Consider the following 16,009-nt stretch of genomic DNA (forward strand, 5'->3'; position numbering starts at 1 on the left):
GTCCTTTCGTTTCGTGCGCGGGGCGCACGGTGTGGGGGTACGTGTGTTTCGAGGGGTTCGTGCGGTGCGTCATGCGGCCCTGGCGAGCGCGCCCGTGCGGCGCGCGTCACGGCGGCGGCGGATGCCGCCCAGCAGCGAGTGCTTGTAATCGCCGGGATTGCCGAGGGCTGCGGTCACGCGGTCGAGGAAGACGGCGAGGATCACGACGCTCAGGCCGGCCTCGACGCCCTGCGCGATGTTCAGGGTCGAGATGGCCGCGACGACCTCCTTGCCGAGTCCGTTCGCGCCGGCCATACCGGCGACGACGGCCATCGAGAGGGCGAGCATGATCACCTGGTTGATGCCTGCCATGATGGTCGGCATCGCGAGCGGCAACTGGATGCCTCGGAGGATCTTCCCCGGTGCGGCTCCGAATGCGTAGCCGGCCTCGACCGTCTCGGAGTCGACTCCGCGGATGCCGAGTTCGGTGAACCTCACGCCGGGAGCGACCGAGAACAGGACCGTTGCGAAGACGCCCGGCACGAACCCGATGCTGAAGAAGATCACGGCGGGGATCAGGTAGACGAAGGCCGGCATCGTCTGCATGAAGTCGAGCACGGGCTTCAGGATCGCGCTGAACGTATCGCTCCGCGCTGCCGCGATGCCGAGCGGGATCGCGACGACGATGGCGATGAGGGCTGCGATGAGCACGAGCGCGAGCGTCAGCATCGCATTCTCCCACTGGCCCATGCCGACGACGAGGAGCATCGTGATGACGGTGCCGACCGCGAGCTGCCAGGAGCGCAGCAGCCAGCCGATCAGCCCGAACACGATGATGAGGACGGGGAAGGGAACGGACGTCAGTCCGTCGGCCAGCCCCTCGACGAGGAACTTGATCACCAGGGTGACAACGTCGAGGAAGCCGTCGAACGTCGCCTTGAACCAGTTGAGTCCATCGGCTACCCAGTCGCCGAGGGGAATGCGGAAGTCGTCCATCAGCGCACCTCCTCATTCTCGGGTGCGAACCCGGCTCCGGCGGCGCTCTCCGGAGCATCGCCCAGTGTCTCTGAGATCATCGCCGCCGACACGGTCGGTGTCGGTTCGATGATCGGAATCTCCGTCGTCATGGTCGGGAGGTCGGTCAGTGCTGCGAGGAGCGTGACGCGCGGAACGACGCCGATGAGCCGATCCTGGTCGTCGGTCACAGCCACGGGCAGCGGACTCTCCACTGCGAGCTCGAAGAGCTCGGAGATGTACTGATCGCGCTTCACGATCGAGGGCGTGGGCCGGAGGCGCTCCGTGATGTCGGTACCGCCTTCGCGGACCTGGCGCAGCACATCCTTATCGCGGACGACGCCGAGCAGCTTGCGTGACGCGGACGTGACGAAGCAGGCCGACGTCTGCAGATCGCGCATGGTGCGCAGCGCGGTGCGCGGGCCGGCGGTCGCCGGGACCACGGCGCGGGGCGGCTCCATCACGTCTCCCGCGGTGAGCACTCGGGCGCGATCGACGTCCTGCACGAACTGGGCGACGTAATCGTTGGCCGGGTCGGTGAGGATGTCGTTCGGCGTTCCGACCTGCACGATCCTCCCGTCGCGCATGACGGCGATGCGGTCGCCCAGGAACATCGCCTCATTCAGGTCGTGCGTGATGAAGACGATCGTCTTGTTGAGCTCCTGCTGCAGTTCGACGAGCTGCTCCTGCATCTCTCGCCGAATCAGCGGGTCCAGCGCTGAGAACGCTTCATCCATGAGCAGGATGTCGGTGTCAGCGGCGAACGCGCGGGCGATGCCGACGCGCTGCTGCATGCCGCCCGAGAGCTCACCGGGCAAGTGCTCCTCCCAGCCGCCCAGACCGACGCGCGTGAGCCAGTGCTGCGCTCGCTCTCGACGCTCCGCTGGCGCAACGCCCTGCAACTCGAGTCCGTAGGCGACGTTGTCGAGGACACTGCGGTGGGGGAGCAGTGCGAAGTGCTGGAACACCATCGACATCCGGTCGCGACGCAGCTCGCGCAGTTCTTGTCCGCTCAGGCCGACGACCTCGGTGCCGAAGACTGTGATCGACCCGTCAGTCGTGTCGTTCAGGCCGTTGAGCATGCGGATCAGGGTCGACTTGCCGGAACCCGACAGGCCCATCACCACGAAGATCTCGCCTTGATTGACGCTGAAGCTCGTGTCGATCACAGCCGCGGTGCCCTGCCCGCGGACTTCTTCCCGCGTTGCGCCCTTCCGGAGGCGCTTGACGACCTCTCTGGGGCGTCGCCCGAACACCTTGTAGGCGTGGGAGACCGCGATCGCGGGCGACACCGTATCTGGGGTTTCACCCGGCCGCACTTCGCCCGCAACCCCGGGCTGTTCCGTTGTACTGGTCACTGTAAACTCCTCGTTCTTGGCACGACGAAATCGGAGGCACGCCGGCGACTCGCGGGATCGCGGCGATCGCGGCGCAAGCGTCGCTCGGCAGCCTCTCAATTGGCCAGTTCGTATTGCGGAGGATCGGGCCGCACTCGACTTCCCGCACTCCGGGGCACCGAATTTCGGCGCTGGATGTCCCGGAGCGGATCAGGAAGAATGGCACGCGGCCGCCCTCAACGCTGAGACGACGCTAACAACGTCGTGCAATGGAGTGCAAGGCGCGCCCGGGCGGATGCGGCGCTCAGGCGGGGTGATTCTCCGCGATGATCTGGTATTTTTCGCTAACCGCATCGTTACTCGTTCGTTACCAACGGCGCACTTCCGGCCCGCCGCCGAAGCCCCTCGTCGCATGGTGAAGACCGCCCAACGCTGCGCTAGACTGGCTTCAACGACTGCGAACCGACCATCATCGGGGAGTCTTCGGAAGAACAGCGGTTCGACGCTCTCGGATGTAACAGGGTGCGGGCCGCCCAGTAGAACCGAACGGGTCGGGCCCGTCATCGCCCAATGAAGTGGTCGATGTGTCTCCCGACGGGAGCCGCGAGCGGCAAGCGGGGTGGTACCGCGGGTGACGGAGAGCGATCCGGACCTCGTCCCGGCGCAGGCAACAACACTCACGCCGGAACCGAGAAGGAACCCATGCCGTACCCTCAGCAGCCCACGGGAACCCCGTCCACCGCATCAGCCGCAGACCCGCACGCGGGTGCCGCCTTCGGCGTCGCCGCTTCGCCGCGGCTTCCCGAGATCGAACGACGCGTGCTCGACTTCTGGGCGGCGGACGACACGTTCCGCGCCTCGATTCGTCAGCGAGAGAGCGCACCGGAATGGGTCTTCAACGACGGACCGCCGTTCGCGAACGGCCTGCCTCACTACGGTCACCTGCTGACCGGGTACGCGAAGGACGTCTTCCCGCGATTCCAGACGATGCGCGGCAAGAAGGTGGAGCGACGCTTCGGTTGGGACACGCACGGCCTCCCCGCTGAACTCGAGGCGATGAAGCAGCTCGGCATCACCGAGAAGTCGGAGATCGAGGAGATGGGCGTCGCGGCGTTCAACGGGAAGGCGCGCGCCTCTGTGCTGCAGTACACGCGCGAGTGGGAGGAGTACGTCACACGTCAGGCCCGGTGGGTGGACTTCGAGAACGGCTACAAGACTCTCGATCTCAGCTACATGGAAAGTGTCATCTGGGCGTTCAAGAAGCTCTACGACGACGGGCTCGCGTACGAGGGATCGCGCATTCTGCCGTACTGCTGGCGCGATGAGACCCCGCTGTCGAACCACGAGCTGCGCATGGACGACGATGTCTATCAGATGCGCCAGGATCCCTCGGTCACCGTCGCGTTCCCGCTCTCGGGGGACCGCGCGGCACAGCTCGATCTGACCGGCGTTCGCGCCCTCGCCTGGACGACGACTCCATGGACGCTGCCGACGAATGCCGCTCTCGCGGTGGGGCCTGACATCGACTACGCCGTGGTGCCCGCCGGACCCGGCGGCGCCGGCGACGGCGGTGCGGCCGGAACGGCGCAGTACCTGCTCGCGCAGGATCTGGTCGGAGCGCATGCCAAGGACCTGGGATACGCCTCGATCGAGGATGCCGTCTCCGCGGTGTCCCGCACGGTGCGCGGCTCCGACCTTTCGGGTGTGACGTACGCCCCGCTCTTCGACTACTTCGCAGATGCCGAGACCTGGGGCACGGAGAACTGCTGGCAGATCCTCGTCGATGACTACGTCTCGACCACCGACGGCACCGGCATCGTGCACCAGTCGCCAGCGTACGGCGAGGACGACTACCGGATCACGACGGCGGCGGGAATGCCGACGATCGTCAGCGTCGATGCCGGGGGCCGCTTCATCAGCGCGGTGACCGACGTCGCCGGTGAGCTCTGGATGGACGCGAACCGCCCATTGATCCGCCTGGTGCGCGAGCGCGGGCGGCTGCTCCGCGAGCAGAGCTACGAGCACTCGTACCCGCACTGCTGGCGCTGCCGCAACCCGCTCATCTACAAGGCGGTGTCCAGCTGGTTCGTGCGCGTCACCGACATCAAGGAACGCATGCTCGAGACGAACGAGCAGATCACCTGGGTGCCCGAGAACGTCAAGCACGGTCAGTTCGGGAAATGGCTCGAGGGGGCGCGCGACTGGTCGATCAGTCGCAACCGCTACTGGGGCAGCCCCATTCCGGTGTGGAAGAGCGATGACCCGGAGTACCCGAGGGTCGACGTGTACGGCTCCGTCGCAGAACTCGAAGCCGACTTCGGAGCATTGCCCCGCAACGAATCCGGCGACATCGACCTGCACCGCCCCTACATCGACGGACTCACGCGCCCCAATCCCGACGATCCGACCGGGCGCTCCACCATGCGCCGGATCGAGGACGTGCTCGACGTGTGGTTCGACTCCGGATCGATGCCGTTCGCCCAAGCCCACTACCCGTTCGAGAACCAGGAGTGGTTCGAGACCCATCAGCCCGCGGACTTCATCGTCGAGTACATCGGCCAGACGCGGGGATGGTTCTACGTCCAGCATGTGCTCGCGACCGCGCTGTTCGACCGCCCGGCGTTCACGAACGTGATCAGCCACGGCATCGTGCTCGGCTCCGACGGCAACAAGATGTCGAAGTCGCTCCGCAACTATCCCGACGTGAACGAAGTCTTCGATCGCGACGGGTCGGACGCGATGCGCTGGTTCCTCATGGCTTCGCCCGTCGTGCGCGGCGGCAACCTCGTCGTGACTGAGGAGGGAATCCGGGAGGGCGTTCGACAGTTCATCCTGCCCCTCTGGAACACGTGGTACTTCTTCTCGCTCTACGCGAACGCCGACGGCGTCACGGCCGAGCGCCGCACCGACTCCGTCGATCCGCTCGACCGCTACATCCTCGCCAAGACCGGACGGCTCGTACGAGATGTCGAGGCCCATCTCGACGCGCTCGACACCACCTCCGCCGCCGACGCCCTGCGAGGGTTCGCAGAGGTGCTCACGAACTGGTACGTGCGCCGCTCGCGCGATCGCTTCTGGGCGGGGACCGGCGGGGATCAAGGCGCGGGCGAGAACCGCCAGGCCTTCGACACGCTGTTCACCGTGCTCGAAACCGTCGCGCGCGTCGCGGCTCCCCTCGCGCCCCTCGTCACCGAAGAACTGTGGCGCGGGCTCACCGGCGGCCGATCGGTGCACCTCGCGGACTGGCCCGAGGCGGCCGAGTTCCCCGCGGACGACACCCTGGTGCAGGCGATGGACGAGGTGCGTCAGATCACCTCCCAGACGCTCGCCCTGCGCAAGAGCCGCGGCCTTCGCGTCCGCCTCCCGCTCGCCGAGCTGACGGTCGTGGTCGAGCACCCGGACGCCGTTGCCCCGTTTGCGGACATTCTCCGGGAAGAGCTGAACGTCAAATCGGTCACGCTCGTCGAGCAGACGGAGACGAGCGCGCAGGAGCACGGCATCGTGCAGACGCTCGCCGTCAACGCACGCGCCGCTGGGCCCCGTCTCGGCAAGCAGGTGCAGCAGGCGATCAAGGCGGCCAAGTCGGGCGATTGGAGCGAGGACGGCGGAGTCGTCATCGCGGGCGGCATCGCCCTCGAACCGCACGAGTACGAGCTCACGCTTCGAGCGGGAGACGACGCCGAGGGCGGCCCGGCGCTCACCCTGCTGCCAGGGGGCGGTTTTGCGCTGCTCGACACGACGCTGACCCCCGAACTCGAGGCTGAGGGCATCGCTCGTGACGCGATCCGTGCGGTGCAGGAGGCGCGGAAGAACGCCGGGCTCGAGGTCAGCGATCGGATCGTGCTGGCGTTGAACGCAGAGCCCGAGCACGCCGCCGCACTGCAGATGCACTCCTCGCTCATCGCCGCCGAAACGCTGGCTGAAGGGTTCGCCGTGCAGGAGGCCATCGGCATCGATGCGATCGCCGACGATATCTCCTCGCCCGGCAACGGCGTTCACGTGTCGGCAGCGCGGGCGATCGGCGCCGAGAAGGCGGCGATCGTCATCACCATCGATGCCACGGAAGCGGCATCGCAGCAGGCGGGAGTCGTGGCATGACCGGCGCGGAACGCGTCTACGCCGCTCTGCTCGAGCGCGTCGGAGAGGCGCAGCCGCGACCGCGCATCGACCCGGTGCGGCGGCTCGCCGAACTCGCGGGGTCGCCGCAGCTCTCGTTCCCCGTCATCCAGGTCGCGGGAACGAACGGGAAGACCTCGACCAGCCGCGCCATCGCGTCGTTGATGCGGGCGCACGGTCTGCGGACGGGGCTCTTCACCAGTCCGCATCTCGTCGATTTCACCGAGCGGTTCCAGCTCGACGGCGAGTCCGTCGACGGCGATGTGCTCGCCGCGGCATGGGATGAATTGCAGGTGCCGCTCGAAGTCGTCGATGCAGAACTCGCCGAGGCCGGCCACGGTCGGATCACGTTCTTCGAGGCCCTCGCTGTGCTCGCCTTCGCCGTCTTCGCCGACGCGCCGGTCGACGTGGCGGTCGTCGAGGTCGGCATGGGCGGCGAGTGGGACGCGACGAACATCGTGGATGCTCGCGTCGCCGTGTTCACCCCGATCGACCTCGACCACACGAGCATCCTGGGATCCGACGTCGCGACGATCGCACGCACCAAGGCGGGCATCATTAAGAACGGATCCGTGGTCGTGTCAGCGGCGCAGGAACCCGACGCGCTCGCCGAGCTCGAAGAAGCGGCGGAGCGGCACGATGCGGCGCTCGCGCTGCTGGGGCGCGACTTCGCGCTCGTCGACGATCGTCTCGCGGTCGGCGGCCGGCAGATCGATGTCGTCGGTCTCAGCGGCCAGTCGTACGATCCGATCTTCGTACCGTTGTTCGGTCACCACCAGGCGGAGAACGCAGCACTTGCGATCGCAGCGGCCGAGGCGTTCTTCGGTGCGAGTCGCCCGCTGCCGGAAGCAGTGCTCGACGACGGTTTCGGTTCGCTGACCTCGCCCGGACGTCTGCAGCTCATCGGCACCGAGCCCGTCGTCTATGTGGATGCGGCGCACAACCCCCACGGTGCTGCGGCGCTCGTCTCGGCGGTGGCTGAGTCCTTCACCTTCGCAGAGCTCGCCCTGGTCGTCGGCGTCCTCGAGGAGAAGGACGTCTCCGGCCTGATGGCGACGCTCGCGCCCATCGCGCATCGCGTGACCGTCGCACCCGTCGACTCGCCGCGGAGCATCCCGGCCGATGATCTCCAGCAGATCGCCGAGGACGAGATCCCCGGCACCCCGATCGAGATCGCCGAGTCGCTCCCCGAGGCGCTCGAAGAAGCACGAGGATGGGCGATGCGCGCCGAGGGACGGGCAGTACTCGTCGTCGGTTCAGTGCTCCTCGCGGGCGAGGCCATCGCGTTCGCCCGCTCCGAGGGCTGGGGCGCAGCGTGAACGGCGCTGAGGCACCACGCCGGCCGGACGACGACGGCGAGCCGGAACTCGTCCTCTCTCCTTCTGAGACTGTCGCGCACAACTCCGCGATGCGCATCGCCGGGGCACGGCGCGGACCCACATCGACGCAGAAGGCGCTCGCCTCGATCGTTCTGGGCTTCGAACTCTTCATCGTGGCGCTCTTCGGCCTGACGATCTTCGGGCTGAGTGCGCTCGAACCGCGGGAGCTGGGACTCGTCCTCGGCGGTGGACTCGGAGTCGCGATCCTGATCGCCCTCGTCAGTATGCGGCGCGGCCGTTTCGGCATCCTGGTCGGATGGGTCGTGCACGTCTTGATGCTGCTCACCGCGATCATCCTGCCGATGTCGCTCATCGTGAGCGTGCTGTTCACCGCCCTCTGGGTCTACTGCATGGTGCGCGGCGCGCGCATCGACCGCGACCGCGCGGCCTGGGTAGCGGCACAGGGCGGCGCCGCCTGATTCGATACACTCTCAGATCGGAGCGCATCTGCGCGGCCGCTTGCGAGTTTTCCCGCCCCCGACCCATGAGGAGTACGTATGTCGGTTGAAGAAACACTGATCCTGGTGAAGCCCGACGGTGTCGCTCGCGGCCTCACCGGCGAGATCATCCGGCGCATCGAGGCGAAGGGCTATCGGCTCGCGGATCTCCGTCTCGTCGCCCCCGATCGCGAACTGCTCGCCGCGCACTACGCGGAGCACGAGGGCAAGCCGTTCTACGAGCCGTTGCTCGAATTCATGGCCTCGGGCCCGGCCGTCGCGATTCGCGCGCAGGGCGAGCGAGTCATCGAGGGCTTCCGGTCGCTCGCCGGCACGACCGATCCGACGACCGCGGCTCCGGGAACGATCCGCGGCGACCTCGGCCGCGACTGGGGCCTGAAGGTGCAGCAGAACCTCGTGCACGGCTCCGATTCGCCGGAGTCGGCCGCGCGCGAGCTCGCGCTCTGGTTCGCCTGAGGTCAGGCATGAAGTTGCCGGTGCGCGGTCGCGGGTGAGTTCACTCCGCGGCCGCGCCGCCGTGTGCGCGGATCCCCTGCGCGGGACGCGTCCCGGCCGCGCACGACGCGACCCAGCGTGTCCGTGGCTCGCGGTAGCGTACGCTCATGCTTTCAATCTCAGCCGGAGAGGCGCGGCGCATAGCGCTCGCCGCGCAAGGCTTCGCGAATACCGCGCGCATCGGCAAACGCCGCCCGTTCGACGCCGCCCTCGAGCGCTTGCACGTGCTGCAGATCGATTCGGTCAATGTCTTCGCACGGAGCCACTATCTTCCGGTGTTCTCCCGTCATGGGAGCTACGACGCCACGGCGCTCGATCGGCATCTGTGGCGGAGCGGCCGGTTCACCGAGTACTGGGCCCACGAGGCGGCGTTCATTCCCGTGCAGGATCGGCCGCTCTTCGGCTGGCGCATGGCCGAGCGCAGAGCTCGCGACGAGCGGACGGGCAGAGCGGCACAGCTCGCGCCCGCGCTCGACCGGGTGCGGGCCCGGCTGAAGAGCGATGGCCCATCGTTCGTACGCGACCTCGAGGACGGCCCGCGGGCGAATCGCGGGCCGTGGTGGGACTGGAGCGAAACGAAACGCGCCGTCGAAACGCTCTTCGCCTGGGGCGAGGTGGCTTCTGCGGGCCGTGAGGGCTTCCAGCGCCGGTATGCGCTCGCCGATCACGTGCTCCCGGAGCAGCATCTCGGCAGCGCTCCAGTTGGAGACGCTCAACGCGAGCTCATCTCTCGCGCTGCCCGCTCCCTCGGCATCGGCACGCTGGCCGACTTCGCGGACTATCACCGGCTCCGGCTGGGGCCGGCGAGAGCGGCCGTCGCAGACCTCGTCGAGTCGGGCGAACTGCTCCCGGTCCAGGTCGAGGGGTGGACCTCCGCTGCCGGCCAGTTCTCCGAGGCGTGGGTGCACCGCGACGCCAGGGTGCCCTCGCGGCTCGCCCCCGATGCGCTGCTCACGCCGTTCGATCCCATGGTCTGGTACCGGCCCCGCGCGGAGCGGATGTTCGGTTTCCACTACCGCATCGAGATCTACACCCCCAAAGAGCAGCGGCAGTTCGGGTACTACTGCCTTCCGCTCATGGTGGGCGGGCGCATGGCCGGGCGCCTCGATCTGAAGGCGGACCGCGCGGGCGGCGCGCTGCTCGTGCAGGCCGCGTGGCGGGAATCGCGCGCGCCAGTGCGAACGGGCAGCGCGGCACGCGCGCTGCTCGCCCGGGCGGCGGCATGGCAGGGCCTCGCCGAGGTGCGCTGGTCGGGCGCTGGCAATCTGGAGCTGCCTCTGCGGTTCGAAGCGGCCGAGTGATCAGGGCGCGTCATCGATGACCGGCAGGATCTCTGTGAAGACGTGGGCCGGGAGATCCGGGTCCTCTCCGGTGCCGTTGATCAGCAGGGCGACCGTTCTCCCCGAATCGGGATCGTGCATCACGAGACCCTGGAATCCGAGACCGTTGCCCGTGTGCCCGACCCAGCCGTCGATCTCGCCGATGGCGAAGCCGTACGCATCGTACTCCGGACTGCGCGCGTCATCGTCCGTCGCGCCGAAGGAGTCGAGCCTCCACTGCTGCGTGTCGGCAGCGAGCTCGGCGCCCGTGCCCAGCGCACGGCCCCACACGGCCAGATCCCCGACGTCTCCGGCAAGTGCGCCAGCGGCCCCGAACCAGCCGGGAGCGACCCACGGGAGTTCCTCCACGACGGCGCCGTCGGCGAGTTGGTACCCGGCCGCATCGCGATCGCTGTCGCTGAGACCGTCGGTGACGGAATCGAGATCGAGGGCGGCGAGCAGGCGGTCGTCGACCTCGTCGTACCATGGTCGTCCCGTCGCAGACGTGATGACCTCGCCGAGCAGCAGCGTATTCGTGTTCGAGTACTCGTACGCATCGCCTGGGGCGAATTCGGGAGAATCCGGGAACGCGAGATCCAGGAGCTCGGTCACAGCAGGCTCTCGCGCCGGATCGACGACGAGAAGGTCGGTGAGTCGAGGGGAGCCCGAGTAGTTCGCGACCCCGCTGCGCATCGTTCCGAGCTGCTCGATCGTGATCTCATCGCCGTTCGGCACGCCGTCCACGTACAGACTCACCGGGTCGGAGAGCGAGAGGACGCCCTCGTCGGCGAGCTGGAGGACGACCGTCCCCACGAACGACTTCGTCATGCTGCGATACGCGAACGGTGTCTGCAGTGTGACGTCGCGACCCTCCGCTGCTCTGCCGAAGGCGTACTCGAACGCATTGCCGCCGTCGGAGCCCGTTACGACGATCGCACCCCCAGGAACACCACTCCCGGCGAGTGCCGCATCGACGGCTGACGCGAACGTCTCGGCATCACCGGAGGCATGCGGGGCATCCTCGCCGTGCTTCGCGTCAGCAGCGAGCGGCGCGCAGCCCGCCACCAGGAATCCGCTCAGCAGAACAGCGCTAAGGCCCCACCTCGCGCGCGTACTCATGCGGCAAGTGAAACACACGAGAGATGGTCGCACCAGAGCGGACGCGCAACCCTCTCGACGCGGAATCATGAATGTCGGTGGTCCCGAGTACTCTCGAAGACATGGAACCCACGCGTAGCGTCCGCCCATTCGAAGTGGTCAGCGACTATGAGCCGAGCGGCGATCAGCCCGGCGCAATCGAAGATCTGACGCGTCGCATCAACGCCGGCGAGACCGATGTGGTCCTGCTCGGCGCGACGGGCACCGGTAAGTCCGCGACGACGGCCTGGTTGATCGAAGCGGTGCAGCGCCCGACGCTCGTGCTCGCGCACAACAAGACCCTCGCCGCCCAGTTGGCCAGCGAGCTTCGAGAGCTCTTTCCGCACAACGCCGTCGAGTACTTCGTCAGCTATTACGACTATTACCAGCCTGAGGCCTACGTGCCGCAGACCGATACGTTCATCGAAAAAGACTCCTCGGTGAACGCAGAGGTCGAGCGGCTCCGTCACTCGACGACGAATGCCCTGCTCAGCAGGCGCGACACCATCGTCGTGTCGACCGTCTCATGCATCTACGGCTTGGGCAAGCCTGAGGAATACTACGAGGCGATGGTGCCGCTCGCGGTGGGCGATCGGCTCGACCGCGACGTGCTCCTGCGCCGATTCGTCGACATGCAGTACCAGCGCAACGACATCGAGTTCGTGCGCGGCAACTTCCGTGTCCGGGGCGACACCGTCGAGATCATCCCGATGTACGAAGAGCTCGCGGTGCGCATCGAGTTCTTCGGCGATGAGATCGAGGCACTGTACTACCTGCATCCGCTGACAGGCGAGGTGATCAAGCAGGTGGAGACGATCTCCGTGTTCCCTGGGTCGCACTACGTTGCCAGTCGCGACGTGATGAACCGGGCGATGGGCCAGATCACGAACGAACTCGAGAGTCGTACGCGCGAACTCAAACAGCAGAACAAGCTCGTGGAGGAGCAGCGTCTGCGCATGCGCACGACCTTCGACCTCGAGATGATGGAGCAGATCGGTTTCTGCTCCGGCATCGAGAATTACTCGATGCACATGGACGGACGGCGACCGGGCGAGGCGCCGCACTGCCTGCTCGACTACTTTCCCGACGACTTCCTCGTCGTCATCGACGAGTCCCACGTGACCGTGCCGCAGATCGGAGCGATGTTCGAGGGAGACGCGTCACGAAAGCGCACCCTCGTCGACCATGGGTTCCGGTTGCCCAGCGCACTCGACAACCGGCCGCTGAAGTTCAGCGAGTTCAAGGAACGGGTCGGTCAGACCGTCTACCTCTCAGCGACCCCGGGAAAGTACGAGCTTGAGCGCGCAGACGGCGTCGTCGAGCAGATCATCCGCCCGACCGGACTCATCGATCCCGAGATCGTGATCAAACCGAGCGAAGGTCAGATCGATGATCTGCTCGAAGAGGTGCGCGTGCGCGCCGAGCGCGATGAGCGAGTGCTCGTCACGACGCTCACGAAGAAGATGGCCGAGCAGCTGACGACCTTCATGGAAGAGGCCGGTGTCAGGGTTCGCTACCTGCACTCGGATGTCGATACGCTGCGACGCGTCGAGCTCCTGACGGAGCTGCGCGCGGGCGTGTACGACGTGCTCATCGGCATCAACCTTCTTCGAGAGGGGCTCGACTTGCCCGAGGTGTCGCTCGTATCGATCCTCGACGCCGACAAAGAGGGGTTCCTGCGATCGAGTACCTCGCTCATTCAGACGATCGGCCGCGCCGCGCGCAACGTCTCGGGCCAGGTGCACATGTACGCAGACACGATTACGCGCTCGATGCGCGAGGCCATCGATGAGACGAACCGTCGTCGCGAGATTCAGGTCGCCTACAACACCGAACGCGGCCTCGACCCGCAACCGCTGCGCAAGAAGATCGGCGACATCACAGCGATGCTCAATCGCGAAGCGGCCGACACCGAAGACATCCTCTCGCGTTCCGGTGCACACGCGCAGCGAAAGAGTCCATCGCCGCAGCGCGGCAAGGGCAAGTCGGCAGCGCGCGCCGGAGCGATCGCGGGCGAGGGCGCTGCGAAGCTCGAAGAGCTCATCAGCGACCTCACCGACCAGATGCTGGCCGCGGCCGAGGAGCTGAAGTTCGAGCTCGCCGCGCGACTGCGCGACGAGCTCTCGGAGATCAAGCGCGAACTCCGCAGCATGGACCAAGCGGGACACCTGTAACGTCGATGTACTCGGAATGGGCGGTTCAGGGGCTCGGCGTCGTATGGCGCGTCGAGCCGCCGACCCTGCACGAGCTCTCGGAGCCGGCGTCCACCATCGTTCCCGCCGACGGCTGCGCCGACTTCGTGCTGCGGGGAGATGCACTCCTCATCGCCGGCCCTTCGACGGCCTGGCTGCGGAGCCCCGTCGAACTGGCGGGTCCGACTGTGGGCATGCGCTTCGCCCCCGGGGCCGCAGCGACGGCGTTTCAACGCCCGCTCCGAGCACTCCGCGACGAGCTGGTGCTCGCGGAGGACGCCGTCGAACGTGCGGCAGCCCATCGCACTGCCGGAGTGCTGCGCGCACTCGCAACTGGCACAGTGTCGGCCGCTCGGCACCTGATGCACGACCGCACCTACATCGAGACCCTGATGACCTCGATCGACACCGAGGGCGACGCCGGCGGCTCGCCGCCCGTTTGGACGCGCACCGTGATTCGCGCAGCCGATCGGGAGGAGGCGTTCGGCCCGCTCGCCCGTCGGCTCGGACGTTCGGAACGACAGCTGCACCGGAGCATGATCAGCGAGTTCGGATACGGGTACGCGGCGCTGCGCCGCGTACGTCGAGGAGAACGCGCCCGCGCCCGGTTGCAGGCCGGCGATACGCTCGCCGAAGTCGCGGTCGAGGCGGGCTACAGCGATCAAGCCCACTTCACGAGGGAGTTCTCACGACTGACCGGCGAGTCGCCCTCCCGATACGCGCGCTCGATTCAGGCTGTCGCGGAGCCGTCTGCCGGGGCCGTCGGGAGCGGTGCGTAGATGTCGACGGAGTTGCCGTCGGGATCCCGCACGGTGGCGTACCGCTGCCCCCACGGTGCATCCCACGGCTCTGTGTCCGCCGCAGCGGGGTGCCGCTCGACGATCTCGGCATAGGCGAAGTCCACCTCGGCCGGTGACGCCGCACTGCACGCAAAGGCGATGCGGTTCTCGCCCTCCGGCAGCTCGAACCCGGGGGAGAAGCTCTCGATCGTCGCCACCGGATCCCACGCCAGTTTCATGCCGCCGGGCAGCTGAACCTCCACATGAGGCGCGTCATCCAGCCCTTCTGGAATCGGGACCCCCAGCGAACGATAGAAGTCGAGAGAACGTCCCAGATCCGCGGTGACGATGCCGATGAAATCAAAATTCAGTGTCATGGGCTCAGGTTACGCGGAGGGCGCGATTCCCGTCTTGTATGAATCGGACACGCGGCAAGCCGTCGTGACGCCGGGGGAGGCGCCGCGCCACGACCGGGCTTCACACGACCACATAGCCGTACCGCGCTGCGATCCGGTCGATCACGCCGGTGAGTTCGTCTCGATCCAGACGCAGCTGGGCGATCGGATGGCGCGGCAGCGCGTCCTCCGCCGGCGACCAGAGGGCGACGACGCGCGCACTGGGAACGACGGACGACGCGGAGACCACGCCGTCGAGGCTGGGATACCGGGTGCGAATCGCCCGCGCCCAGGCGCGGGACGCCATGCGGTCTCCCGACGAGATCGCCGCGTTGCCGCCCGCCACCGCGACCCAGTCGCTATCGCTCAGGTCGAGGAGGCGCAACGTCCTCGACGTCTCGAAGATGGCGAGTGTCGGTGTTCCGTCGGAGCGGCGCACGATTCGGGTGGACTGGAACACCTCCAGGAGGCACGCAGCGAGTGGTGAAGCAGATTCTCGTGCAGCGCCGGGCAGTTCGAGCGCGGCGTAGAGCACGCCGGAATCCGCATACTCAGCAGGCGGCTCGGGATGCGGATCGAAGCGTGCATCGACCGGTCCGTACGTGCGAAACTCGTGCCACGCGACCGGATAGCGTCCGCCCGCTGTGAAAATGCGCGCGAGCGCTGTGCCGCTGGGAACCTCTCGCACCCATCCGGGATCCCGCGCGAGGTCGGGGAGTGCGTCCGCTCGGGACGGCGGCAGGTACTCGCTCACGGGAGCCGATGCAGTGCGTCGTCCACCGCCGTCGCCGCGACCTGAGGATCTCCGCCCTGCGCCAGCCATTCGAAGGGTGCGAGTTCTTCACCATCACTCAGCAGCGCGGGGGCGGGCGAAGTCAATACACGTTCGGCGAACAGCAGAGGGGTGCCGCGCGGGATCACCAGCGCGACCGACGCCCACCCCGGCAGCTCACGATCCTCGGGGAACTGGAAGCGGGGGAGATGCCACCCGTCGCTGCGTCGCTGCGCGAGGAGGGTGCCAGCAGCGCAGCGTTGACGCACCCGGGCCGGAGTGACGCCGAGCATGTCTGCGGACTCCGCCACGGTCGCGCTCCGAGCGGCCAACGACTGGTCTGCCATGAGCCCCTGTGTCGTCGCCTCCAGTGCGTCCGGTCGACGCAACGCATCTTCAGACACCCCGAAACGAGCGAGCGCCGAGACCTCCGTCTCCGTGAGCGCCCGAGTTCCCGCCTGCTGATGCGCGAGCAGCCCCGAGAGAAGCGCTTCCGCTGAATCCATCCGCGACGAATCGAGGTGAGCCACGAGATCGATCAGACGCTTCCGAGTGGGGTCGCCCGCGCGCGACGCCGCGCTGATCGGGGACGGGCTGAGATGCGCGATCGACATGGGAACTCCTTGCATGTGCTTAC

The 16,009-nt window shown here is 67.4% G+C and carries 13 protein-coding genes; 7 read left to right on the forward strand and 6 right to left on the reverse strand.

Translation table 11 applies throughout. The features are described from left to right. Positions 1-69: 69 nt before the first annotated feature. The gene (locus tag JSQ98_RS03555; RefSeq protein WP_211648393.1) at positions 70-975 is read right to left on the reverse strand and encodes an ABC transporter permease; all 906 of its coding nucleotides are present in this window, start codon (positions 973-975) and stop codon (positions 70-72) included. Continuing rightward, a complete protein-coding gene (locus tag JSQ98_RS03560; protein ID WP_430413591.1) occupies positions 975-2,351 on the reverse strand; it encodes a quaternary amine ABC transporter ATP-binding protein in 1,377 nt (458 codons plus the stop codon). The genes JSQ98_RS03555 and JSQ98_RS03560 overlap by 1 nt, the downstream gene beginning before the upstream one ends. 681 nt (positions 2,352-3,032) lie before the next feature. Between JSQ98_RS03560 and ileS the strand changes: the two genes are divergently transcribed. The 5 genes from ileS to JSQ98_RS03585 all read left to right on the forward strand — a co-directional run bounded on the left by ileS (position 3,033) and on the right by JSQ98_RS03585 (position 10,079). Beyond that, entirely contained in the window at positions 3,033-6,428 is a 3,396-nt protein-coding gene (gene ileS, locus JSQ98_RS03565) for an isoleucine--tRNA ligase (RefSeq protein ID WP_211648395.1), read from the forward strand. Beyond that, positions 6,425-7,765, forward strand: coding sequence for a bifunctional folylpolyglutamate synthase/dihydrofolate synthase (locus JSQ98_RS03570; RefSeq protein WP_211648397.1), 1,341 nt, complete (start codon positions 6,425-6,427; stop codon positions 7,763-7,765). Before ileS ends, JSQ98_RS03570 begins: the two co-directional genes overlap by 4 nt. Beyond that, entirely contained in the window at positions 7,762-8,244 is a 483-nt protein-coding gene (locus JSQ98_RS03575; protein ID WP_346728709.1) for a DUF4233 domain-containing protein, read from the forward strand. Before JSQ98_RS03570 ends, JSQ98_RS03575 begins: the two co-directional genes overlap by 4 nt. Positions 8,245-8,322: 78 nt before the next feature. Beyond that, positions 8,323-8,739, forward strand: coding sequence for a nucleoside-diphosphate kinase (gene ndk / locus JSQ98_RS03580; protein WP_090148929.1), 417 nt, complete (start codon positions 8,323-8,325; stop codon positions 8,737-8,739). Positions 8,740-8,885: 146 nt separating this feature from the next. Continuing rightward, on the forward strand, positions 8,886-10,079 hold the full coding sequence (locus JSQ98_RS03585; protein WP_211648402.1) for a winged helix-turn-helix domain-containing protein: 1,194 nt from the start codon (positions 8,886-8,888) through the stop codon (positions 10,077-10,079). On the opposite strand, the gene JSQ98_RS03590 is transcribed toward JSQ98_RS03585, so the two are convergent. Next, positions 10,080-11,216 carry a serine hydrolase domain-containing protein gene (locus JSQ98_RS03590; RefSeq protein WP_211648404.1) on the reverse strand — a complete coding sequence of 379 codons (1,137 nt, stop codon included), beginning with the start codon at positions 11,214-11,216 and terminating at the stop codon, positions 10,080-10,082. It lies immediately after the preceding gene. A gap of 101 nt (positions 11,217-11,317) precedes the next feature. On the opposite strand from JSQ98_RS03590, the gene uvrB reads away from it, so the two are divergent. Both uvrB and JSQ98_RS03600 read left to right on the forward strand, forming a co-directional pair. Next, positions 11,318-13,408: an excinuclease ABC subunit UvrB gene (gene uvrB, locus JSQ98_RS03595; RefSeq protein WP_090148934.1), complete on the forward strand. Its 2,091-nt coding sequence runs from the start codon at positions 11,318-11,320 to the stop codon at positions 13,406-13,408. 5 nt (positions 13,409-13,413) lie between these two features. Next, positions 13,414-14,205, forward strand: coding sequence for a helix-turn-helix domain-containing protein (locus JSQ98_RS03600; RefSeq protein ID WP_211648407.1), 792 nt, complete (start codon positions 13,414-13,416; stop codon positions 14,203-14,205). On the opposite strand, the gene JSQ98_RS03605 is transcribed toward JSQ98_RS03600, so the two are convergent. The 3 genes from JSQ98_RS03605 to JSQ98_RS03615 all read right to left on the reverse strand — a co-directional run bounded on the left by JSQ98_RS03605 (position 14,157) and on the right by JSQ98_RS03615 (position 15,986). Then, positions 14,157-14,582: a VOC family protein gene (locus tag JSQ98_RS03605; protein WP_211648409.1), complete on the reverse strand. Its 426-nt coding sequence runs from the start codon at positions 14,580-14,582 to the stop codon at positions 14,157-14,159. The genes JSQ98_RS03600 and JSQ98_RS03605 overlap by 49 nt on opposite strands. Positions 14,583-14,682: 100 nt before the next feature. Next, positions 14,683-15,354, reverse strand: coding sequence for an RES domain-containing protein (locus JSQ98_RS03610; protein ID WP_211648411.1), 672 nt, complete (start codon positions 15,352-15,354; stop codon positions 14,683-14,685). After that, entirely contained in the window at positions 15,351-15,986 is a 636-nt protein-coding gene (locus JSQ98_RS03615; RefSeq protein ID WP_211648413.1) for a hypothetical protein, read from the reverse strand. The genes JSQ98_RS03610 and JSQ98_RS03615 overlap by 4 nt, the downstream gene beginning before the upstream one ends. Positions 15,987-16,009: the final 23 nt, after the last annotated feature.

The organism is Leucobacter manosquensis (assembly GCF_018304845.1).
GTDB lineage: Bacteria > Actinomycetota > Actinomycetes > Actinomycetales > Microbacteriaceae > Leucobacter > Leucobacter alluvii.

Coding starts and splice junctions, on each gene's coding strand:
- JSQ98_RS03555 (WP_211648393.1), bottom strand. CDS start 975: ATGGACGACTTCCGCATTCCCCTCGGCGACTGGGTAGCCGATGGACTC.
- JSQ98_RS03605 (WP_211648409.1), bottom strand. CDS start 14,582: ATGACACTGAATTTTGATTTCATCGGCATCGTCACCGCGGATCTGGGA.
- JSQ98_RS03570 (WP_211648397.1), top strand. CDS start 6,425: ATGACCGGCGCGGAACGCGTCTACGCCGCTCTGCTCGAGCGCGTCGGA.
- ileS (WP_211648395.1), top strand. CDS start 3,033: ATGCCGTACCCTCAGCAGCCCACGGGAACCCCGTCCACCGCATCAGCC.
- JSQ98_RS03600 (WP_211648407.1), top strand. CDS start 13,414: ATGTACTCGGAATGGGCGGTTCAGGGGCTCGGCGTCGTATGGCGCGTC.
- JSQ98_RS03615 (WP_211648413.1), bottom strand. CDS start 15,986: ATGTCGATCGCGCATCTCAGCCCGTCCCCGATCAGCGCGGCGTCGCGC.
- JSQ98_RS03585 (WP_211648402.1), top strand. CDS start 8,886: ATGCTTTCAATCTCAGCCGGAGAGGCGCGGCGCATAGCGCTCGCCGCG.
- ndk (WP_090148929.1), top strand. CDS start 8,323: ATGTCGGTTGAAGAAACACTGATCCTGGTGAAGCCCGACGGTGTCGCT.
- uvrB (WP_090148934.1), top strand. CDS start 11,318: ATGGAACCCACGCGTAGCGTCCGCCCATTCGAAGTGGTCAGCGACTAT.
- JSQ98_RS03590 (WP_211648404.1), bottom strand. CDS start 11,216: ATGAGTACGCGCGCGAGGTGGGGCCTTAGCGCTGTTCTGCTGAGCGGA.